Origin of the sequence: Cognatiluteimonas sedimenti, assembly GCF_022808325.1 — a bacterium.
In the GTDB taxonomy this organism is placed as follows: domain Bacteria; phylum Pseudomonadota; class Gammaproteobacteria; order Xanthomonadales; family Xanthomonadaceae; genus Cognatiluteimonas; species Cognatiluteimonas sedimenti.
This window is the reverse complement of sequence record NZ_JALGCL010000003.1, coordinates 249087-270343: the sequence shown is the minus strand read 5'-3', so window position 1 is coordinate 270343 and position 21257 is coordinate 249087. Positions and strand designations below refer to the sequence as shown.

The following is a 21257-nucleotide window of genomic DNA, read 5'->3' as shown; positions in this document are numbered from 1 at the left end:
CCCGCCAATTAGCATCTTCGTCAATTTGATTCTGGAGAAATGAAGTGATTCTTGGGCTGAGGACGGCGATTTATCCAACAAGTGATTTGGCTGCTGCAAAGCATTGGTATGCCCAGGTGCTTGAGTTGCAGCCCTACTTCGATGAGCCGTTCTACGTTGGGTTCAACGTCGGTGGATTTGAGCTCGGCTTGATCCCAGACGGTCAGCCTGGCATCAACGGGCCGCAGCCTCTCTGGGGCGTGCCGGATGCGTCCTTGGCTCACGCAAGACTCATTGAACTTGGCGCTACGTCGCTCGAGCCTGTCACAGTGGTTGGTGGCGGCATCAAAGTTGCCGCGGTAATGGATCCATTCGGCAACAGGTTCGGCGTCATCGAGAACCCACACTTTGATTTGGCCAGTGTCAGGTGACGCGGCCTAACAATTCACTCAAGCCGAAGCCACTTCGCTGCTCGGCCAAATTCAGGCGTTAGGCCCTATATGCGCATTCGTGGCGTCCTTTTCGCATTTCTGGCAACCGCCGTGGCAGCCTGTAGCTCAATCCCGCCGGCTGAGCCGTTAAAGCTCCCCGAGTCGGAAGCGGCGTGCGCAAGTGCGGGATTCGTTTGGGACTGTCGCGGCATCCCGGGCGAAGGGTGTCCAAAAGTCTGCCAAGGTCCCACGACAGACGCGGGGAAGATCTGCACCCACCGCCGTCAGTGTCAAGGTCAATGTGTCGCGGAGACTATTGCTGCGAAAACCGGCCGCTGCTCCACAAACACCAAGTTTCAAGGGTGCGCGTACTACCTCGATGAAGTCAGGCGACCAGGCGGGGGTTTGCTCTGCTACGACTAGGGCCTAACAGTTCAAGCCGAACCCGCTTCGTGGCTTCTTCGAGGCATCAAATTGCGTCTACTATCCGGGTTATTCAGGTGTCAGGTCCCCATGAGCGCATATCTTGCATACCTTGGCGTGCTGGGCGGACTGCTTCTTCCGGCCCTTGCATCGTCCAGCCCGATCGGACCCATCACAAAGATCGTCGTGACTACGAATGGGCTTGGAGCCAAGGCAGAGGGGTGCGCTTCTTTTGCTGTTACTGCGCAGGAGGCCCAGGCCTTCTTTGACAAGGCCGTGCTCATCTCAGGGAGCCAGCAGCACGACTTCTTTCTCTATGGTCCGTGCTTTGCTCGGGGCACATTGGAAACCCGCTATGACACCTGGCAATGGGAGATTCGCAGCATGGGCACTGGCAGCATCACCGCGACCAATGGCGACACGTTTCTCCTGGGCGACCCTAAGCAAGAGTCCTCTCTTGCGGATGACTAGCATGGGCCCTAACAGTTCATTCAAGCCGAACCCGTATCGGCGCTCCGTTCAAATGTCTGGGTGGCGCCGCTTTTCTAGCTCCCGATCCACGCGTTACAGGTCGGCTTGACTCAGGCGTTAGGACTTTGCGAAATTTCCTCGCCCTCGCAGCGTGATCCTTGCAGGCCCGTCGCTTGCGGGCGAAATCCCGCCGTCCGAGCTGAGCATCGGTGGGGTTGTGTCGGGCGTAACCGAGGCTAGCGTAATGCGCCACCTTGGCATGCCATCCAGGCGCGTCGATACCGGCGAAGGCATCGAGTTGCACTATCCAGGCCTCGTCGTAACCGTCGGCTGGTTAGAACAGGAGGCTCCCGGGGTCCAGCGGCGCGTCCTGGCCCTGCACGGCACCGGACCACGCGCCTGCACCCCGCGTGGTCTTTGCCCCGGCATGCCCGCCTCGGAAGCCCGCCGGCTTTATGGCCCCGTTGCTCCGGTCGAGCGGTCATACGGCTCCTTCCTTGAGTACCAGCCGGAGGGCCTCGCGTGCTGGCTGCAGGTATCGGCCCCACGGGCTATCGTGGAGTCTGTGGCCGTGGCATGCCAGCCATAAGGCCTAACAATTCATCGAAGCCGAAGCTGCTTCCCGGCTCGGCCTAACTCAGGTGCTAGCCACTGATGCGAATTCGTAGAGCTTTGGCATTCATAGCCGCAGGCCTGGTGGTTGCCGCGCCAGCGATTGCCTGGGCTGCGTTCAAGCCCGTCCGCGTTCTTGCGCCTTCGCTCAATGGCGTCTCTTGCCTCGATCGCGTATGCGTGGAGGACCTATCCCAACTCTCCAATGCGACTGAGTTGCAGCGTCGTGCTGTTGCTGTGGTGGGGCGCAAGCTCGTTCCCTTGGAGCAAGCACCGCTCACCGTATTCTGCTCATCGCGTCGGTGCTACCGCTCTTTTGGCGGCGGCATGGAGCGCGGAGCTACCCTGTTCGACTGGGGCGTCATCATTCCACCGGAATCGTGGCAGCCCTACATTGTGGAGCACGAATACATTCACATGCTGCAGGCTCAGCAGCTCGGCTTGATCGGGAGGCAGCAGACACCTGCGTGGTTCAAGGAGGGCATGCCCTTCTTCGTAAGTGAGCCGCCTGCCTACGATTTGCCAGACTACGCTCGCCCGCTCGTCACGCAGTACAAGGCGTGGGAACGCAAAGTTGGTCGCAACAATGTATGGAAAGCCGCTGCTAGCCTTTAGGCGCATTCGGGAGCACTCATGCAAAAGCATTGGGCCACGCTGGCGATCATTCTCGGACTGTGGCTGCCTTTGGGCTCGGCGCACACCACGGAACCGGGCCCCACGGACCCCGCTCTGGCCGCAAAGCTCGGTGCGGACAGCCGCGGAATGCGGCAGTACGTCCTGGTTATTCTCAAGTCCGGCTCAAGGCGAGTGCCGGAGGGCCAAGAGCGCATCGACATGTTCAAAGGGCATTTCGCCAACATGGAACGCCTGGCCAAAGAGCAGAAACTGGTTGCTGCAGGTCCGTTCTCGAACGAGGAGAACTGGCGCGGGATGTTCATCTTCGCCGTTCCTGGCATTTCCGAGGCGGAGGCGCTCGTCGCGACGGACCCGGTCATCCAGAGCGGTGAAATGGTGGCTGAGTACCATCAACTCTATGCGTCCGCCGCGCTGATGGCTCTCAACGAGATTCATGACAAGATCTCGCCGCGGTAGGCCGCAAAGGCCTGACAATTCATCCAGGCCGAAGCCACTTCTTGGCCTGGCTTGATCCAGGTGCTAGGGCTCCCCGGAGGAATGTCCATGGCAAACGCTCTCCTGCTGATCGCATTGGCACTCCCAGTCGTTCTGTTTTGGCTACTCAAGTCGCAACCTCGCCTGCGGGCCTGGACGCCCGCAGCCGTTTCCATCGCCGTTGGCTGGCTGCTCAGCGTTGCCTGGGCTGTCGCGGCGCATGAAAACGTGGCAATTGCAGGCGCGTTCGGCTGGGTTTGCCCTGCCGTGTTGGTGGCACTCACATGGCTCGCCTGGCGCTTCACCAAAAAGCGCCGGCTGGCTGAGCCCTGACAATTCATCCAGGCCTGCGCCGCTTTGCGGCGCGGATGACAAGCGTCAGGCGGCACAGCGAGGACATCGCGCATGAGAGCTCGGCATACGTACCCCCTGCTGTTTGCGCTGCCATCGGCGATGGTGTCCCTGATCGCCGCAGTACTCGCCGTCGCTGCCGGGGCCGGCGTGCTTTGGATCCTCGTCTACGGTGACGACCCCTGGCCGCCGATGGTCAACACGCTGCTCATGGCGGGTGCTACCGCTATCGCCGCCGCGCTCTTCTGGGCTTTGATGGCCTTCAGCTATCGCACCGGGAAGGCCTACGAGACCCAGGGCGGCGTGCGGCGGGCACATGTGCTCATCGCGCTTGCCCTGTCGGTCGGCTTGCCGTTGCTCGTAGCCCTGCACCAATGGCAGGTCGGCAATCTCGGGCACGGCCCGGTGCCGCCTGGCAATTCTTCCAAGCCGGCGCTGCTTCGCGACTCGACTCAATCCAGGCGTTGGGCCCCACGATGAGAAGCATCCCCGTCGTGACCGTCCTTCTGGCCCTGGCCAGCCAATCCGCCATTGCTTCCCAGACTGCATGCACGTTTGAAGGCCTCAGGGCATCGCAGTACTACGAGTTGGAGTTCATCGGCTACAGCAACGTCAAGCCAATGATCGTCTTCAGCTCAACGCGATTCGACGCTGGCAAGCGCATCACGCTGCCGCCAGAGAACTACTCGTTGAAGAGTTTCGGCCCGGAGGCGGCGCTGGTCCACCTGGAGTTTCGCAACCCTGGCAATGGCTCGCTGCCTCCGTCTTTCAGCCTTGTCGGACGGGCAGGCAAGGCTGGGCTCAGGATCGGCCCCACGGTCATCGCCGGGGTCATCAAATGCGACGATTGAGCGGTCACGGGCTGTGGCCTGGCAATTCATCCAAGCCAAGACCGCTTCGCGATTCCAAGTCCTACACGCCGAATCCGCCTGCGCGATCGGGTTGCGCGGGGGCTTGCGCTCGTGCGCCCCAGGTACGGTGAACATCAAGGGGGACCTGCTGCCCTCATGGACGCTGCCATCGACCAGCGGCTAAACAGTACGTTCATGCCGAATCTGGCTTAACTCGAGCATCAGCCCCCACAGGAGTGAGCCAATGCACCCGTACAGGAACCTGCTGCTAATGATCGGCACGTCGGCGGTACTGATGTTCTGCCTGACCTACGCGAACACCTACGAGCTTGGCCATGCGTGGTTTAGCTGGACCCGGGTATTCATGACCATGATCATGGCGGGAGCCATGGCGCTGGTCATGCTGTTCTTCATGCGCCACATGTACAAGGACACGCGCGCGAATTCGCTGGTCATCGCTGCCAGCCTGGGCTTTATCGGCTTGGGCCTCTGGCTCGTCCGCAGCCAGGCGACCGTTGGCGACGTGGCATGGATGAAGGCCATGATCCCGCACCACTCCATCGCCATCCTCACCAGCGAGCGCGCACGGATCTCGGACCCGCGTGTACGCAGACTCGCAGACGGGATCATTGCCACGCAGAAGCGCGAAATCGGCGAGATGGAAGGGCTCATCGACGAGCTGCAGGGCAAGCGTTCCGAGCCGGCGGCACAGTGATGGCCAACAACACGCAAGCCCCCGGCATCACGGCAGATGAGGTCGACATGACGGATCATTCCAGCCGAAGCCGGTTTCCGGATCGGCTGGCTTCGGGCGCCAGGGGGCCTGGATAGGGATGCTGTCACTCGCCGCTGGCGGACTGCGTCTCGCCTGGGCCGCCCGTTGACCGTTCATCCGGGCCGATGCCGCTTCGCGGAACGGCGCTCGCGCATCCGGCTGCTGGCGTAGCCGATCGCGCCGAACAGGATCAGCGCCAGGGGCAGCGCGCCCGGCTCGCCCTCCGTGGCGATCATCATGGCCAGCAGTGCCAGGCCGATGGCGCCCGTCCCCACCGATACGAGCCTTTGCGCTTTCGGCGTCATTTCCGTTTCCCGGCAATCGCGAGGCGCAGCTTGCCATTGCACTGTGTGGCTGGCATGAAGCGCGCGTGCGCCGGGCGGGGCCCGCGGCGGCATACTTGCAGAGCACGCCTTGCGGCCTGGGAGGATGTTCCGTGATGGGCAGTCCAAGCTTCTTCGCGCTGGTCGGATTCATCGGCTGGACGCTCGCGTTGCTCGCGCTCATGGAGATCCTGCGTTCGCTCCTGGTCGTTTCGCGCAGGGTTCCCGCGAACGGGTTCCAGCCCGACAACGCGAACCTGTCGCCCTTCATGCAGAGGCTGGCCCGCGCCCATGCCAACTGCATCGAGGGCCTGCCGGTCTTCGGCGGGCTGCTTGTTGCCGCCGTCGCGGCCGACCTCACCGCGGTCACCGACCCGCTGGCCCATGCCCTTCTCGCGGCGCGCGTCTTCCAGTCGACGGTGCATCTCGTCGCGACCAGCGCGATGGCCGTGACCGTTCGTTTCCTGGCGTTCTCGATCCAGGTGGCGATCGCCGCATGGTGGGTCGTGCATCTGCTGGCCGCGGCAGCGTGAGCGTGCCGTTCGCCGCGGCGCGCACCGCGCGCACGGGACATCGCGTTGCGATCCGCCGCGTCGGCTGGATCGCCGTGGCCTGCTAGGCGCGTCCTGCGTCGATCCCGTGCGCGCGCTCCAGGCCAGCCTGCTCTATTACATCGCGGTGCTTGGGGTGGGCTTCGTGTTGGGCACCATCCGGGTGTTGCTGGTCGTGCCGGTGCTGGATGTGCGCTGGGCGGAGTTGTTCGAGCAGCCTCTCATGCTGGTGGCGGGCTTCTACCTGGCGCGGTTCGTCGTGCGCCGGTTCGGGCCGTTCGCCGCGTCCCGGCGCCTGGCGATCGGCGCCGTCGCGCTGGTGCTGATGGTGGCCACGGAACTGGGCCTCACGCGGTTCGTGCTGGGGCTGGACCTGGCGCACTACCTGGCGAGCCGGGACCGGGTGTCGGGCGCGGCCTATGTCCTGGCGCTCGCCGCGTTTGCGCTGATGCCCCTGGTTGCCGGGCGCAGGCGCGATGCCGACAATCCAGTCGGACCCTCGCAAGGCCCGGATCGATCCGGCCCCGCAACGATCGGGAAGGTGCGCATGGCGACAGTGCGGAAGCGGCGGGACTGGTTCGGGTTGGCCGGCTGGGCCGCGTTGTGTTTCGCGGCGTCGGCCATCGGCGCGGCGGCCTCGATCCAGGCCGGGTCGTTCTATGTCCGGCTGGCGCAGCCGGCATGGGCGCCACCGGCCTCGGTGTTCGGGCCGGTGTGGACGGTCCTGTACGCGTTGATGGCGCTGGCCGCGTGGCTGGTGTGGCGCTCGGGGGGCCTGCGCGGCAACCGGCTGCCGCTCACGCTGTTCGTGGCGCAGCTGGCGCTGAACGCGCTGTGGAGCTGGCTGTTCTTCGCCTGGCACCGCGGCGGCTGGGCCTTTGCCGACATCGTGGCGCTATGGATCCTGCTGCTGGCCACGGTGGTCTCGTTCTGGCGCGTGCGGCCGCTGGCTGGCGTCCTGCTCGTCCCTTACCTGGCGTGGGTAAGCTTCGCGGCGGCGCTCAACCACGCCGTCTGGCAACTCAATCCGCAGGTCCTGGGATAGTCGCAAGGCCGCACGGCAGTCCCTCCGCGTCCAGGCCGGCGCGGCGCACGACCCACGTCGGCAGTGGTTCCCAAGCGGCATTCGATGCAACGGGAGATGACATGAAACGCGTCACCGGGATCGGGGGCATCTTTTTCAAGGCGAAGGACCCGGCGGCGCTGGGCGCCTGGTACCGCGACCACCTGGGGCTGGACGTGACGGACTGGGGCGGCGCCGTTTTCGAGTGGGGCGGCGACGGCAGCCAGAAGGGCATGACCCTCTGGAGCGCGTTCAAGAGCGACACGACCTACCTGGAACCGGGCACCGCCAGCTTCATGGTCAACTTCCGCGTCGCCGACCTGGACGCACTGCTTGCCGCGCTCAGGGCCGAAGGCTGCAACGTGGAAGCGCGCACGGACGAATCCGAACAGGGCAGGTTCGGCTGGGTGATCGACCCGGAAGGCAACAAGGTCGAGCTCTGGGAGCCTCCGCCGGGGCAGTGAACTGCGCCGCCCCCCGGCCTTGCCGGCCTGGTTGCGACCGCCCGAAAAAATGCAGCAGGCCGTGGCCCGGACATGCCGGAGGACGCGCGGATGCGCGCGCGGCTTCCCGGCGCTGTGTCACCCGGCCGCGGGCGTCACCACGGCGCCACGCAACTGCGGCGCGCCCTCGATGACATCGGTCCAGGCGATATAGGCGTCGCCGCCTCGCAGCACGATCTGCGGGTAGCCGGTGGCGCGGCCGCGGCCCTGCAGCTTCGCCACTTCGATCCGCTGCAGCTCGCGCGCCAGGTCGGGGCTGCGCCGCGACAGCCACAGCGACTGGCCGCCCGCGTCCTCGCTTAGCCACAACACGAACGCCTGCCGCGCGTCCAGCGCCACCGCCGCGCGCCCCTGCACCGCGGCGCCCTGCTCGAGCACCACCGGCGCGGCGAAGCTGTCGCCGGCATTGTCGCTGCGCGCGACCTGGACCAGCGGCTGCTCGTTGGCGGCGGTGTACCAGGCGACGACGACGTTGTCGCCGTCAGCGGCGAGCGCCGGGCCGTTGACCGGGCAGCCACGCATCACCCAGCCGTCGGCGTGCACCGGAACCGGCTTGCCCCAGGCGCCGCCGTCGCTGCGGACCACGACGATGTCGCGCACTTCCGCGTCGCTGCGATCGCGGTAGGCCAGCAGCGGGCCGCGCGCGGTGGCGACGACCTCGCTCTGGCAGCAGTCGCAGGTCTTCGCATCCAGCACCGTTTCGTTGCTGCGCTGCAGGTCCATGTCGAAGACCGCGGCGCGCAGGCCGGTGCGGGTTTCGCCGTGCTGCATGCCGTCGCCGGCGGCCGCGCCGTCGTGCGTCGTGGCTGCCGCGCCGCCCTCGCCGCCGTTGAGCCAGGCCACGCCGATGCTGTCGCGGCTGGCCGGCCACAGGGCGGCGAATCCATGCTCGGCCTCGACGCCATCGTCGTTCACCGCGATCGGCGCGCTCCAGTTGAAGCCGCCGTCGGTCGAGCGGCTGAGCGCGACGTCGCCGGCGTGGCCGCTGCCGCGCTGCTGCATGAACTGCACCCACAGCGCGCCATCTGCGGTCTGCGCGATGTGCGGCACGTTGGCCCAGTTGGCCATCAGCGAATTGCCGACGGCGATGGTGCGCGGTGCGCTTTGCCAATGGCCGTTGTCGGCCATCGCCACGAACTGCAGCGCGTTGCGGCGGCCCGGCAGGCTGCTGATCCAGCTGAGCAGGACGCGGCCGTCGGGCGTGAGCGCGAGGTCGGGCTGGGCCGAACCGATGGTGGACGGCAGCGGCCAGTCGTGCACGGACCAGGGCTTGGCGAGGTCGGTCGCCGCGGCCGCAGTTGTGGCGGGTGCCGGCGCGGGTGCGTCGCGATGGCAGGCGGCGACCGCCAGCACCAGCCATGCCAGGGTCATCGGTCGTGCGATCTGCATGCGCGGGCTCCGGTGTGCGGTGGGCCTATTGTAGGAGCCGGCTGGCGGGGGAGCGGCGGTGCACGCCCGCTCCTGCCGGCATTGCACGGCGCTCGCGGCGGAAGGCGCTTCCACAGGCGCAGGTCCCGCGCGCGGCGTTCACGCCACCCGGCTGCGGCTGGCGCGGGCCAGGTGCACCAGCAGCAGCGAAATCGCGGCCGGGGTCATGCCGGGAATGCGCTGCGCCTGGCCGACGCTCTGCGGGCGCACGCGCTCGAGCTTCTGCCGCGCTTCCGCCGACAGGCCATGCACGGCGGCATAGTCGAACGCCGCCGGGATCGCCGTGGATTCGTGGCGCTGCTGGCGCGCGATCTCGTCGTGCTGGCGCTCCAGGTAGCCGGCGTAGCGGGTGCCGATCTCGACCTGCTCGGCGACTTCCCCATCCTCGACCGCGGGCGCCAGCGACGGCAGCGACAGCAGCCTGGCGTAGTCCAGCCCGGGGCGCTTGAGCAGGTCAAGGGCGCTCGTTTCCCGGGTCAGTTCGATGCCCAGGTTGGCCGCGACTTCGCTGCCGAGCGCGTTGCCCGGCGAGGCCCATAGCGCGCCCAGCCGCGCGCGCTCGCACTCGATCGCTTCGCGCTTGGCGACGCAGCGGGCGAGGCGCGCGTCGTCGACCAGTCCCAGTTCGTGGCCGATGGCGGTCAGGCGCAGGTCGGCGTTGTCTTCGCGCAGCTGCAACCGGTATTCGGCGCGCGAGGTGAACATGCGGTACGGCTCGGTCGTGCCCTGGGTGACGAGGTCGTCGATCAGCACGCCGATGTAGGCCTGGTCGCGACGCGGCGACCACGACTCGCGCTGCTGCACGTGGCGCGCGGCATTGAGGCCGGCGATGAGTCCCTGCGCGGCGGCTTCCTCGTAGCCGGTGGTGCCGTTGATCTGGCCGGCGAAGAACAGCCCGGACACCGCCTTGGTCTCCAGCGACGCCTGCAACCCGCGCGGGTCGAAGTAGTCGTATTCGATCGCGTAGCCGGGGCGGGTGATGTGCGCGTTCTCGAAACCGCGGATCGACCGCACCAGTTCCAGCTGCACGTCGAACGGCAGCGAGGTGGAGATGCCGTTGGGATAGATTTCGGTGACATCCAGCCCTTCGGGCTCGACGAACACCTGGTGCGAGGCCTTGTCGGCGAAGCGCACCACCTTGTCCTCGATCGACGGGCAGTAGCGCGGGCCGATCCCTTCGATCTGGCCGCTGTACAGCGGCGAGCGGTGCAGCGCGCCGCGGATGATGGCGTGCGTGCGCTCGCAGGTGTGGGTGATCCAGCACGGCACCTGGCGCGGATGGTCGTCGCGCGTGCCCAGGAACGAGAACACCGGACGCGGGTCGTCGCCGGCCTGCACCTCCATCACCGAATAGTCGAGCGTGCGGCCGTCGATCCGCGGCGGGGTGCCGGTCTTGAGCCGGTCGACCACGAACGGGCGCTCGCGCAGTTTCTGCGCCAGCGTGGTCGCGGGCGGATCGCCCATGCGCCCGGCGGCGTACTGGGTCTCGCCGACATGGATCCGGCCGGCCAGGAACGTGCCCGCGGTCAGGACCACGGCCGGCGCCTCGAAGCGCAGGCCAGTGTTGGTGATCGCGCCGGCGACGCGATCGCCTTCGATCACCAGGTCGTCGACCGGGGCCTGGAAGATCGCCAGGTTCGGCTGCGCTTCCACCGCGCGGCGGATGAAGGCGCGGTACAGCGCGCGGTCGGCCTGGCAGCGGGTCGCGCGCACCGCCGGCCCCTTCGATGCGTTGAGGCGGCGCCACTGGATCCCGGCGGCGTCGGCGGCGCGCGCCATCACCCCGCCGAGCGCGTCGATCTCACGCACCAGGTGGCCCTTGCCGATGCCGCCGATCGCCGGGTTGCAGCTCATCGCGCCCACCGTCTCGAGGTTGTGCGTGAGCAGCAGCGTGCGCGCACCGGTGCGCGCGGCCGCGAGCGCGGCTTCGGTGCCGGCATGGCCGCCGCCGACCACGATCACGTCGTAACGATGGAAGGAATCGCGCATGCGCTGTTCGGGTGAAGGGAGGGGGCCCGCATTCAGGCTGGATGCGGCCACGGCGCCGCCATTATCGCGCGCTGGCGTCGCCGCAGTTGGCACGCTTCCTGCGTTGTTTCCCGGTGCACCCGCTGTGGCAAGGCGTCAGGGGGCGCTGGCTGGATTGGAACGGGGCTGGCCGCGCACGCATCGGGGAAGCCGGGGGTCGGATGTCGGGGGACATCCGGCCCCTTTTTTTTGTCCGTCGCCTGCCCGTTGCCTGGTCGGCACGCGACAGTGGGGAATGCTCGGGATGCCGGGGCGTGGAGACGGGCGCCAGTCGCGATGGCGCCGACACCCGGCGGGGGAGCGGAACAGGGGGGATCCGGAATTCCCCGCCGGGTATCGACATTGGTGTCGAGCGCTGTGTGTCGCAATGCGACACAACCGGTCAATCGCGGGCGCTAGCTTGCAGCCCGGCGCCGCGCAACGCAAGACCGGTCAGGGGATCGGTTTGTGACGCTTGTCGCGATCCGTGCCCGTACGCTGGACCGTTTCCGCCATCGGCGAGGTGCTGCGCCGGCTGCCGCCGGTCGCGGGCAGGGGCCGCGGTGCCCGCATCGGGGTGGTGGCCGGGCGCGGCGGCTGGCGGATCATCGGATCGCGCTGCGGCTGGCGGTCGCGCAGGCTGTCGAGGTCGCGCCACGGCGGCCGCGGGCGATCCACGGGCTGCACGGGGGGAGTGTCGCTGCCGCCGTTGTCGCCCGGGTCGTTGCCGCCATTGTCGTTGCCATGGTCATGGCCACCGCCGCCCGGGCCCGGGCGCACGATCACCACCGGCGGCCGGTACGGGTACGGGGGATAGTAGGGATAGCCGCCATAGCCATAGCCGCCATAGCCGTAATACCCGTACGGGTAACCGTAGCCGATGCTGCCGCTCCAGCCGCCGGGATAGCCGTAGCCATAGCTGCCGTACGGCGCGCCGTAATAGCGGTACTGGGTGGACGGCTGGCCGTAGTAGTAGTCGCCGCTGCCGCCACGGTACTGATAGCCGCTGGTCATGCAGCCGGCGAGCAGCGCGCCGGCGAGCGCGGGAAGAAGCAGTTTGCGGATCATCGGACCTACCCCCTGTGCGAACCACGCCAGCATCGGTCGCGGGCATTGAATCCGTGCTTAATCCTGCCCCATCGCGAATTCGCACGCTGAACGGTACAGGGTCGCTCGCGCAACCGGACAATGCCGGCTATCAGGGCGGGCTCGCTGGCCACGACTGCCCGTGGGCACGCTGGCGGCACCTTGCCGGCGCCGGCACCGGCGGCAGGCGGGCCACGACTGCCCGCGGGCAGTGCCTGCGCGGCATCGATGCGCCGTTATACGATCGCCGCATGGATACGTTCGCGCCGCCGCTACCGACCTTCACCGACGTGCTCGACGCCGCGGCACGCATCGCCCCGCATGCGCACGTCACCCCGGTGTTGCGCTCGCGCGCGCTCGATGCGCTGGCGGGCTGCGAACTGCACTTCAAGTGCGAACCGTTGCAGCGCAGCGGTGCGTTCAAGTTCCGCGGTGCCTGCAACGCGGTGTGGTCGCTCCCGGTTGCCGCGGCCACGCGTGGCGTGGTCACGCATTCCTCGGGCAACCATGGCGCCGCGCTGGCGCTGGCCGCGCGCACCCGCGGCATCGCCTGCCACGTCGTGGTGCCCGAAGGCGCAGTCGCGGCCAAGCTGGCGGCGATCGAAGCCTATGGCGCCACCCTGCACCATTGCGCACCGGGCATCGCCGCACGCGAGCAGGCCGCCGCACGGGTCGAACGCGAGACCGGCGCGAACTTCGTGCATCCCTATGCCGATCCCCGCGTGATCGCCGGGCAAGGCACCGCCGCGCTGGAACTGCTGCAGGTGGCCGGGGCGCTCGACGCGCTGCTGGTGCCGGTCGGTGGCGGTGGCCTGGCGTCGGGCTGCGCGCTGACCCTTGCTGCGCAGGCGCCGGCCTGCACGCTGGTGCTCGCCGAGCCGCGCGGCGCCGCAGATACCGCGGCCTCGCTCGCCGCCGGCAAGCGCGTCACCGAGTTCGTGCCCGACACCGTCTGCGACGGCCTGCGCGGCACCCTGGGGGCACCCGGCTTCGAACTGCTGCAGCGCCACGGCGCCAGCGTGACCGTGGTCGACGACGCCGACACCCTGGCGGCGATGCGGCTGCTGTGGACGCGGCTGAAGCTGCTGGTGGAGCCGTCTTCGGCGATCGCGCTGGCAGCGGTGTTGCAGGAGCCGGCCCGCTACGCCGGACGCCGCGTCGGGGTGGTACTGTCCGGCGGTAATGTCGATCTCGACGCGCTGCCTCGCGGATTCGTGGCCGCGTGAGCGCCCGGTGCCGCCAGTGCCGGTGCCGCGCCGCGCGCGATCCGGCCCATGGCATGACGCGCATGCGCGGTTGCCGGGGGCCGGCGCACCCGTATCCTCCTTCCACCCGACGAGCCGTCCCATGAACGTAGCGAGCGTGCCGCGTTACCGCCCCGCCCTGCGCCGGCTGCACTGGCTGATGGCCGTGCTGGTGCTGGCCGTCTACCTGCTGGTCGAACAGCGCGGCCTGTTCCCGCGCGGCAGTGGCGGACGCGCGGCGATGATGCAGGGACACTACTGGGTCGGGTTGACGATCGGCGCGCTGGCCTGGTGGCGGCTGGCACTGCGGGTGCGCGGCGCCACGCCGCCGATCACGCCGCCGTTGCCGCAGTGGCAAGCCTGGCCGTCGCGGCTGCTGCACCTGGCGCTGTACGTGTTCCTGGTGGCGATGCCGCTGCTGGGACTGGCGACCGCCTGGAGCGACGGCAAGGTGCTGTACCTGCCGTTCACCGGCATCGCGTTGCCGTCCCTGCTGGCGACCAATCGGGACCTGGCGCACCAGCTCGAAGACCTGCACGGCAGCATTGGCGAAGCGTTCTACTGGGTGATCGGACTGCACGTCGCGGCGGCGCTGTACCACCACTGGTGGCGCCGCGACGATACCTTGCGCCGCATGCTGTAACTGTCGCGGCGCACGCAGGCGGCTGGCGCGGGCCGCTAGAATCAGTCGCCTCCCTCCGCTCCGAGCCCGCGCATGCAACGACTGCTGCGTTCCCCCAATGCCTGGATCGCGGCGCTGGCGCTGGTGCTGGCATTGGCGCTGCTCGGCCAGCGCGGGATCTGGGACCCGGACGAGGGCCGCTACACCAACGCCGCGCTGCACATGCTCGACAGCGGCAACTGGCTCGAGCCGCACCGCAGCGAGGAAGTCGGGCACTGGACCAAGCCGCCGCTGACCTACTGGGCGATCGCCTCGTCGGTGGCGGTGTTCGGCCACAATCCCTGGGCCGCGCGCCTGCCGGCGGCGCTGTCGTACCTGCTGTGCGCGTGGCTGGCCTGGAAGATGGCGAAGCGGCTGGCGCCGGGCAGCGAAACCCAGGCGGCGGCGATCTTCGCGACCATGCTGTTCCCGTTCGGCGCGGCGCAGCTGATCACCACCGATTACGTGCTGGCGGCCTGCGAGGCGCTGGCCCTGTGGGGCTTCGTCGAAGCGCGCTTCGGCAAGGCCGCGCATGCGCGCCGCTGGCTGGCCCTGATGTGGGCCGGCTTCGGCCTGGCATTCCTGGCCAAGGGGCCGCCGGGGCTGGTGCCGCTGCTGGCGGTGTTCGCGTTCGACGCCCTGACCACGAGCCGGCACGCCGACGGCGGCGTGCGGCCTCGCGCGCTGCAATGGTGGGCGCTGCCGTGGTTCGCGGCGATCGCGCTGCCGTGGTATGCGCTGGTGACCGCGCGCAACCCGGGGCTGCTGGATTACTTCCTCGGCGCCGAAGTGCTGGACCGGATCGCCAGCAACGACTTCAACCGCCACGGCGAGTGGTACGGCTGGCTCACGATCTACGCGCCCACCCTGCTGCTGGGGACGCTGCCGTGGACGCCCGCGTTGTGGCGCTGGCTGCGCGGCCTGCCGGCGGCGCTGCGCGCGTGGCGCACGCGCCCGGGCCGCGACGCCGATCGCAGCGGCCTGCTGCTGGCACTGTGGGTGGCATTGCCGCTGCTGGTGTTCTGCCTTTCGCGCTCGCGGCTGCCGCTGTACGTCCTGCCGCTGTTCGTGCCGCTGGCGTTGCTGGCCGCGCGCCAGCGCCATGCCGAACAGCGCGCGCTGCCGCGCTGGCGCTGGCTGCTGGCGTGGGCGGCAGTGTTGCTGGCACTGGAGTTCGCCGCCGCGTGGTGGCCGACGCACAAGGACGCGCGCGCCTGGGCGGAGGCGATCCGGGCGCGCGCGCCGGGACCGATCACCCAGGTCGACATCGTCGACGACATGGCGCGCTACGGCCTGCACCTGCACCTGGGCGCCAGCGTGGAGAAGCTGTCGCTGGGCAACCCGCCGCACCCGCGCTTCAACCCGGAGTACGACGAGGACGTGACCGACGAAGTCGGCGACGACTACGACCCCGACGCAATCTGGTTCACCAAGCAGGACAACTTCGCCAAGGTCGATGCGCACCTGCGCGCGCTGGGCTTTGCCACGGTCGTCCAGGGCACGCCGTACGAGGGACGCGTGATCTTCCGGGTGCGGCCGCTGGCAGGCGCGCGTTGACGAGGCCGGGCTGTCGGTCGGGAGCAGGGAAACCGCCGGCTGCGTGAAACGCGGAGTTCGCCCTGCACCCGCGATGGCGACCAGCGCCCGCAGGCTTGCGCGGGGGGCGGGGGTGCCTGCCGATGCTGCCTAGGGCGCAGCTCGCGGCGCGTTTCCAGCGTCCGCGCCCAGGTAGGTCATGCCCTGCGCCAGCAGCAGGCGGGTCATCGCCGCGCGTTCCGGCGCCGGCCGCGAGTCCATCGCATCGAGCAGCCAGCGCAGCGAGCGGCAGCGCGATCCACGGCTGTCCGCATCATCGCCATCGGCATTGAGGCCGGCGAGGAATCCGTCGTGCAGGATCGCGGCGGTGGCGCCGGCCGCTTTCAGCCCCTGCCGTGCCAGCGCCGGATCCCACGGCTGCGGCGGCGATTGCAGCGCCGCCAGCAGGACCGCGGCGACCGCGCCGGCGAAGCGCTCGCGGCTGGCCGGATCCAGGGCCATGGCGGCGGTGTTCAGGGCTTCGATGCTGCGCTCGGCGCCGGGAACGAACAGCGCACAGAGCGCCTGCCCCTGGCGTTCGTCGCGCGACGCGGCGTGCACGGCCTGGAACAGTGCGTCGATTTCGCGATCTGGCGCGCGCTGCAGCAGGTCGTTGCCGGCGACCAGCACGCCCGGATCCAGCGCCCAGCCGCCGGCGTCCTGCGCCCATGCCGGCGACAGCGCAAGCGACAACAGCAAGGCGGGCATCCAGCGACGCATGGCGTGGATCCGGTGGGAGCTGCGACGGATTGTGGCGGACGCGGTCTGAACCGCGGCGCGCGCGGCGTCAGCGCCGGCGGACCGGGATCGCGCTGGCGGGAAAGCGGACGATCTCTTCGCCGCCCTCGCGGATCGGTGCGCCATGTTCGGGCGCCCAGGCCATCGCGGTGATCGTTTCCCAGGTCGCCGGCAGGCCCTGGCCAGCGCCGAAATCGCTGGCGTAGGCGGCCGCCGCGCGCGCGAAGCGCGCCTTGCCGGTGAGGGTGTGGCGCCGCGCCTGCAGTGCATTGGTGGCGCCGAGCGTGCGCAACTCGCGCATCAGCGCCGGCAGGTCGCGGTAATGCGTGGTGCTGGTGTCGCGGTCGAGCACCGGGTCGCGGAAGCCGGCGTGCATCAGCGCGTCGCCGAACAGCGCGATCGAGGCGAACGGGCTGACATGCGGGGTGGCGTCGGCCTGCGCGAACGCGCTGCGCAACTCGTGCAGCGTGTCCGGGCCGAAGGTGGAAACCATCAGCAGGCCGCCGGGCCGCAACACCCGGCGGAACCCGGCGAACACCGCCGGCAGGTCCTCCACCCATTGCAGGCAGAGGTTGGAGAACAGCACGTCGATGCTGTCGTCGGCCAGCGGCAGCGCGCGCGCATCGGCGCACAGGCGGTCCACGCCGCGGCGCAAGGGTTGCCAGCGGTCGCGGCTGCGCGCCTGGCGCAGCATCGGCAAGGCCAGGTCGAGCGACAGCACCTGCGCCTTCGGCCAGCGCCTGCGCATCGCCGCGGTGGCACGGCCGGGCCCGCTGCCGACGTCGAGCACGCGCTGCGGCGGCTGCTTGTCGCCGTACTTGGCCGGGTGGAACTCCAGCGACTCCAGCAGCCGCGCTTCGATCTCGCGCTGCAGCGCCGCCGCCGCGTCGTATCCCGGCGCGGCGCGCGAGAACGCCCGGCGCACCTGGCGGTGGTCGAACAATGCGTTCATGCAGCCGTGCCCAGGAAACCCGCCAGCCGCGCCGACACCTCGTCGGCATGGGTCAGGAACGGCGCATGGCCGGCCTGTTCGATCACCTGTACCTGCGCGCGTGGCGCCAGAGCCGCGGCCGCGCGCATCGCGCGTGGATCGACCAGGCGGTCGCGGCGCCCCGCCAGCCACAGGCTGGGGACCTGCAACGCCGGCAATGCCTGGCGCAGGTCCGTGCTCTCCAGCAGTTCCAGGCCGTCGGCGAGCACCGCCGCGGTCGGCTCGCCGCGCGCGAACAGGTTGCCGCGCAAGGCACGGGTCTCGTCCCTGGCATGATCGGAGCCGAAGGCTTCCAGCGCGACGAACAGCTCCAGGGTGCCGCGGTAGTCGTCGCGCAGGCCGGCGGCGAAATTGCGGAAGATCTCCGCCGATACGCCGTAGTGCCAGTCCGGCGCGCGCACGAAACGCGGGCTCGCGCACAGCATCGCCAGCGCCGGCACCCGTTGCGGCCACCGCGCAGCCGCATGCAGCGCGAGCAATCCGCCCAGCGACCAGCCGCACCAGGGCGCCGCCGGCACCTGCGCAGCGATCGCCGCGACGCAGGGCTCCAGCGCCAGCGGCACGCCGCAATCGCGGCTCAGGCCATGGCCCGGCAGGTCCACCACATGCAGCGTATGGCGATCGCGCAGGCGCTCGACCAGCGGCGCGAACACGCCGCCATGCATCGCCCAGCCGTGCAGCAGCACCAGCGGCGGGCCGCTGCCGGCCACCTCGACATGCAGCGCCGCGCTCATGCGCCGCGATCCGTGCGCAACGCACGCGTCGCGGGCGCGCTTGCCGCCTGCGGCCGCGCCACCATCCAGGCGAAGGCGACGATGCCCGCGACCACCAGCGCCGCGCCCCACACGGCGAGCCCGCGCGGCCAGGCTTCGTGCAGCAGCCATACCCCGAGCACGGTCGCGAACAGCAACTCGGCCGCCTGCATCGCCTCGACCGCGCCGAGCGCGGCCGGATTGTCGCGGACCATGCCGGTGGCCTGGAAGAACAGGATCGTGGCGACCACGCCGGCGCTGAGCGCGACGCCGCCGGACAGCGCGACCTGCGGCCAAGGCGGCGCACCCGACTGCTGCCACGCGAAGGCCGCCAGCAGCCACCACAGCGGCTGGCTGGCCAGGGTCATGCCGAACACGCGCTGGGTGGCATTGAGGTCGTCGCCGCTGCGCTCCAGGTGCAGCAGCAGCAGGCGGTTGCCGAGCGGATACAGGAGCGCCGCACCGAGCACGCAGGCCAGCGCGATCCAGCCTGCGCGGTCCAGGCGCCCGTGCGCATGCCCCACCTGCAGCAGCAGCACGCCGGCCAGGATCAGCACGCCGACCGCGAGCGCGGCGCGCGGGACCCGCCCGCGCGCATCGCGGTACAGGAACGGCGCGCACAACATGCCCGCGATCACCGTGAACTGGAAACTGCCGGCGACCAGCCACGACGGCCCGCTGTCGGCGGCGTACGCCAGCAATGCGTAGAACAGCACGAAGCCGATCGCGCTGCAGCGCAGCCACGCCCAGGGATGCGCGCGCAGCGCGCGCCACGCCGGCGCGATCCCGCCCTGCCACGGCATCAGCGGCAGCAACAGCGGCAGCGTGATCAGGTAGCGCAGCGACGCGGTCCAGGCCCAGTGGCCGCCGTCGCTGGCGATCACGCGGTTGAGCACGTAGGTCTGGGTGAAGAACAGCGCCGACAGCAGCGCGAGCGCGATCGCCGCCAGCGCGCGGCGGGCGTCGTGCGGTGCCACGTTCATGCCCGCGCCGCGAGCGGTGCTGCGGCAGCGGCGTCGCCGTGGCTGGCCCGGGCCCCCGCGACCTGGTCGCGCGCGCGCTCCAGCGCTTCCAGCAGGGCGTCGACCTGCAGCGGGTCGTGCGCCGCGCTCAGGGTGATGCGCAAGCGGGCACCGCCTTCCGGGACCGTCGGCGGACGGATCGCGGCGACCATGAAGCCGCGCGCCTCCAGTGCCTCCGACCACGCGCAGGCGTCGCGGTCGTCGCCGACCGGCAGCGGCTGGATCGCGGTGTCCGAGGGCAGCAACGGCAGGCCGCGCTGGATCGCGCCGGCACGGAACTGCGCGATCGTCGCCTGCAGCTTTTCGCGGCGCCAGTGGTCCTTGCGCGCCAGCTTCACCGCCGCCAGCGAGGCGGCGGCCAGCGCCGGTGGCAGCGCGGTGGTGTAGAGGTAGGGGCGCGCGGTTTCGGCCAGGTGCGCGACCAGCACTGCGTCGCCGGCCACCACCGCGCCGTAGCCGCCGAGCGCCTTGCCTAGTGTCGCCAGCTGCAGCGGTACCTGGGCGACGCCGAGTTTCGCCGCGGCGACGCTGCCGCGGCCATCGGGCCCGAGTACGCCGACGCCGTGCGCGTCATCCACGTACAGCAATGCCTGCTGCGCGCGCGCGACGATCGCCAGTTGCCGCAACGGCGCGACATCGCCGTCCATGCTGAAGACGCCATCGGTTGCGAGCACCGCCGCGCCCTCGGGCAGGCTGCGCAATTGCCGGATCGCCCCTTCGGCGTCGCCGTGCGGATAGCGCCGCAGGCGGCATCCAGACAGGCGTGCGGCATCAAGCAGGCTGGCGTGGTTGAGCCGGTCCTGGACGCAGGCGTCGCCGTCGCCGAGCAAGGCCTGCAGCACCGCCAGGTTGGCGAGGAAACCGCTGCCGAACAGCAGCGCGCGCGGGGTGCCGAGCCAGTCGGCGACTTCGCCCTCCAGCGCGTCGTGTGTCGCATGGTGGCCGCAGACCAGGTGCGAGGCGACGCCGCCGGCGCCATCGCGCGAGGCCGTGTCCTGCAGCGCGCCGACCACGGCGAAGTGCTGCGACAGGCCCAGGTAATCGTTGCCGCAGAAATCCAGCAGCCAACGGCCGTCGCCGCCTTCGTCCAGCACCAGGCAGCCGGCGCCGTCGCGGCGCGCCACGGTGCGGCGCACGCGGCTGCGGCCCAGCGCCGCGCGTTGCGCGCGCGCGGCTTCGACGCGGTCGTGCAGGCTGGGGCGGGCCATCGTCGTCAGGCCGCGTGCGCGGGCAGCACGGTGATCGCGGCGTGCACCGTGGCGCCGCCATGGCGGGCATCGCCGTCGTGGCCGGCGGCATCGACCGCGACCGCCATCGGCCGCAGCCCGAGGCGCGCGAACAACGCCAGGTCGCGTTCGGTGTCCGGGTTGCCGGTGGTCAGCAGTTTCTCGCCGTAGAAGATCGAATTGGCGCCGGCGGCGAAGCACAGCGCCTGCAGCTCGTCGCTCATCGACTCGCGCCCGGCCGACAGCCGCACCATCGAGCGCGGCATCAGGATCCGGGCCACCGCGATCGTGCGCACGAACTCGAACGGGTCCAGTTCCGCGGTTCCCGCCAGCGGCGTGCCTTCGACCTGCACCAGGCGGTTGATCGGCACCGAATCCGGGTGCGCCGGCAGCGTCGCCAGCGCCTGCAGCAGGCCGGCGCGCTGTTCGCGCGATTCTCCCATGCCGACGATGCCGCCACAGCAGGTCTTCATGCCGGCGTCGCGCACGTGCGACAGGGTGTCCAGGCGGTCCTGGAATTCGCGGGTGTGGATGACCTCGCCGTAGAACTCCGGCGCGGTGTCGAGGTTGTGGTTGTAGTAGTCCAGCCCGGCGGCCTTGAGCGCGTCGGCCTGGTGGCCGCTGAGCATGCCCAGGGTGGCGCAGGTCTCCAGCCCCAGCGCCTTCACCTCGCGGATCATCGCCGCGACCTTGGGGATGTCGCGGTCCTTCGGCGAGCGCCAGGCCGCCCCCATGCAGAAACGCGAGGCGCCGGCGGCCTTGGCCTGCCTCGCCTTTTCCAGCACATCCTCGGTCGCCATCAGCTTGGTCGCGTCGACGCCGGTGTGGTAGCGCGCGGCCTGCGGGCAGTAACCGCAGTCTTCCGGGCAGCCACCGGTCTTGACCGAGAGCAGGGTGCTGACCTGGACTTCGGTCGGATCGAAGTGCTGGCGATGCACGCCGGCGGCGCGGAACAGCAGTTCGGTGAAGGGCAGCGCCAGTAGCGCCAGCACCTCCTCGCGGCGCCAGTCGTGGCGCAGCGGCGCGCTGCTGGCGGGATCCCGGAGATCCTGGCCGGGGGCGTGGTTCCTGACTGCTGGCATGG

General features: G+C 69.7%; 24 protein-coding genes. 14 read left to right on the top strand and 10 right to left on the bottom strand.

Annotated features, from left to right (window positions below):
- Nucleotides 1-44: 44 nt before the first annotated feature.
- The 8 genes from MQC88_RS10430 to MQC88_RS10395 all read left to right on the top strand — a co-directional run bounded on the left by MQC88_RS10430 (nt 45) and on the right by MQC88_RS10395 (nt 4943).
- A complete protein-coding gene (locus tag MQC88_RS10430) occupies nt 45-410 on the top strand; it encodes a VOC family protein (RefSeq protein WP_243321740.1) in 366 nt (121 codons plus the stop codon).
- Between the two features lie 513 nt (nt 411-923).
- Complete coding sequence (locus MQC88_RS10425; RefSeq protein WP_243321738.1) at nt 924-1304, top strand: hypothetical protein; 381 nt, start codon at nt 924-926, stop codon at nt 1302-1304.
- Nucleotides 1305-1958: 654 nt separating this feature from the next.
- Nucleotides 1959-2531, top strand: a complete 573-nt coding sequence (locus MQC88_RS10420; protein ID WP_243321736.1) for a hypothetical protein — start codon at nt 1959-1961, stop codon at nt 2529-2531.
- Between the two features lie 18 nt (nt 2532-2549).
- The gene (locus tag MQC88_RS10415) at nt 2550-3008 is read left to right on the top strand and encodes a YciI family protein (RefSeq protein ID WP_243321735.1); all 459 of its coding nucleotides are present in this window, start codon (nt 2550-2552) and stop codon (nt 3006-3008) included.
- Between the two features lie 87 nt (nt 3009-3095).
- A complete protein-coding gene (locus MQC88_RS10410) occupies nt 3096-3359 on the top strand; it encodes a hypothetical protein (protein WP_243321733.1) in 264 nt (87 codons plus the stop codon).
- Nucleotides 3360-3482: 123 nt separating this feature from the next.
- Entirely contained in the window at nt 3483-3857 is a 375-nt protein-coding gene (locus MQC88_RS10405; protein WP_243321731.1) for a hypothetical protein, read from the top strand.
- A gap of 14 nt (nt 3858-3871) precedes the next feature.
- Nucleotides 3872-4228 (top strand): hypothetical protein, encoded by a 357-nt coding sequence (locus MQC88_RS10400; protein ID WP_243321729.1) that lies wholly within the window; start codon nt 3872-3874, stop codon nt 4226-4228.
- A 271-nt stretch (nt 4229-4499) separates the two neighbouring features.
- Entirely contained in the window at nt 4500-4943 is a 444-nt protein-coding gene (locus MQC88_RS10395) for a DUF305 domain-containing protein (protein WP_243321728.1), read from the top strand.
- 173 nt (nt 4944-5116) lie between these two features.
- Here the strand turns inward: MQC88_RS10395 and MQC88_RS10390 are convergent, their stop codons facing one another.
- The gene (locus tag MQC88_RS10390; RefSeq protein WP_243321726.1) at nt 5117-5308 is read right to left on the bottom strand and encodes a hypothetical protein; all 192 of its coding nucleotides are present in this window, start codon (nt 5306-5308) and stop codon (nt 5117-5119) included.
- Nucleotides 5309-5442: 134 nt separating this feature from the next.
- Here MQC88_RS10390 and MQC88_RS10385 point away from each other — a divergent pair, with 134 nt between their 5' ends.
- From MQC88_RS10385 to MQC88_RS10375, 3 genes are all read left to right on the top strand, one after another.
- The gene (locus MQC88_RS10385) at nt 5443-5859 is read left to right on the top strand and encodes an MAPEG family protein (RefSeq protein WP_243321724.1); all 417 of its coding nucleotides are present in this window, start codon (nt 5443-5445) and stop codon (nt 5857-5859) included.
- 565 nt (nt 5860-6424) lie between these two features.
- The gene (locus MQC88_RS10380; protein ID WP_243321914.1) at nt 6425-6922 is read left to right on the top strand and encodes a TspO/MBR family protein; all 498 of its coding nucleotides are present in this window, start codon (nt 6425-6427) and stop codon (nt 6920-6922) included.
- 101 nt (nt 6923-7023) lie between these two features.
- Entirely contained in the window at nt 7024-7404 is a 381-nt protein-coding gene (locus MQC88_RS10375; RefSeq protein ID WP_243321722.1) for a VOC family protein, read from the top strand.
- Between the two features lie 117 nt (nt 7405-7521).
- On the opposite strand, the gene MQC88_RS10370 is transcribed toward MQC88_RS10375, so the two are convergent.
- The 3 genes from MQC88_RS10370 to MQC88_RS10360 all read right to left on the bottom strand — a co-directional run bounded on the left by MQC88_RS10370 (nt 7522) and on the right by MQC88_RS10360 (nt 11946).
- Nucleotides 7522-8832, bottom strand: coding sequence for a sialidase family protein (locus MQC88_RS10370; RefSeq protein WP_243321720.1), 1311 nt, complete (start codon nt 8830-8832; stop codon nt 7522-7524).
- Between the two features lie 138 nt (nt 8833-8970).
- Entirely contained in the window at nt 8971-10860 is a 1890-nt protein-coding gene (gene mnmG / locus MQC88_RS10365; RefSeq protein ID WP_243321718.1) for a tRNA uridine-5-carboxymethylaminomethyl(34) synthesis enzyme MnmG, read from the bottom strand.
- 471 nt (nt 10861-11331) lie between these two features.
- A complete protein-coding gene (locus tag MQC88_RS10360) occupies nt 11332-11946 on the bottom strand; it encodes a hypothetical protein (RefSeq protein ID WP_243321715.1) in 615 nt (204 codons plus the stop codon).
- Nucleotides 11947-12215: 269 nt separating this feature from the next.
- Between MQC88_RS10360 and MQC88_RS10355 the strand changes: the two genes are divergently transcribed.
- The 3 genes from MQC88_RS10355 to MQC88_RS10345 all read left to right on the top strand — a co-directional run bounded on the left by MQC88_RS10355 (nt 12216) and on the right by MQC88_RS10345 (nt 15426).
- The gene (locus MQC88_RS10355; RefSeq protein WP_243321714.1) at nt 12216-13190 is read left to right on the top strand and encodes a pyridoxal-phosphate dependent enzyme; all 975 of its coding nucleotides are present in this window, start codon (nt 12216-12218) and stop codon (nt 13188-13190) included.
- Nucleotides 13191-13311: 121 nt separating this feature from the next.
- On the top strand, nt 13312-13851 hold the full coding sequence (locus MQC88_RS10350; protein ID WP_243321712.1) for a cytochrome b: 540 nt from the start codon (nt 13312-13314) through the stop codon (nt 13849-13851).
- A 72-nt stretch (nt 13852-13923) separates the two neighbouring features.
- Complete coding sequence (locus MQC88_RS10345) at nt 13924-15426, top strand: ArnT family glycosyltransferase (protein ID WP_243321710.1); 1503 nt, start codon at nt 13924-13926, stop codon at nt 15424-15426.
- Nucleotides 15427-15555: 129 nt separating this feature from the next.
- Here the strand turns inward: MQC88_RS10345 and MQC88_RS10340 are convergent, their stop codons facing one another.
- From MQC88_RS10340 to bioB, 6 genes are all read right to left on the bottom strand, one after another.
- Nucleotides 15556-16164, bottom strand: coding sequence for a hypothetical protein (locus MQC88_RS10340; RefSeq protein ID WP_243321708.1), 609 nt, complete (start codon nt 16162-16164; stop codon nt 15556-15558).
- Between the two features lie 67 nt (nt 16165-16231).
- Entirely contained in the window at nt 16232-17134 is a 903-nt protein-coding gene (gene bioC / locus MQC88_RS10335; RefSeq protein WP_243321705.1) for a malonyl-ACP O-methyltransferase BioC, read from the bottom strand.
- A complete protein-coding gene (gene bioH / locus MQC88_RS10330; RefSeq protein ID WP_243321912.1) occupies nt 17131-17895 on the bottom strand; it encodes a pimeloyl-ACP methyl ester esterase BioH in 765 nt (254 codons plus the stop codon). The genes bioC and bioH overlap by 4 nt, the downstream gene beginning before the upstream one ends.
- 8 nt (nt 17896-17903) lie before the next feature.
- A complete protein-coding gene (locus MQC88_RS10325) occupies nt 17904-18908 on the bottom strand; it encodes a multidrug resistance efflux transporter family protein (protein WP_243321702.1) in 1005 nt (334 codons plus the stop codon).
- Complete coding sequence (bioF, locus tag MQC88_RS10320; RefSeq protein WP_243321700.1) at nt 18905-20155, bottom strand: 8-amino-7-oxononanoate synthase; 1251 nt, start codon at nt 20153-20155, stop codon at nt 18905-18907. Before bioF ends, MQC88_RS10325 begins: the two co-directional genes overlap by 4 nt.
- Before the next feature lie 5 nt (nt 20156-20160).
- On the bottom strand, nt 20161-21255 hold the full coding sequence (bioB, locus tag MQC88_RS10315; RefSeq protein WP_243321698.1) for a biotin synthase BioB: 1095 nt from the start codon (nt 21253-21255) through the stop codon (nt 20161-20163).
- Nucleotides 21256-21257: the final 2 nt, after the last annotated feature.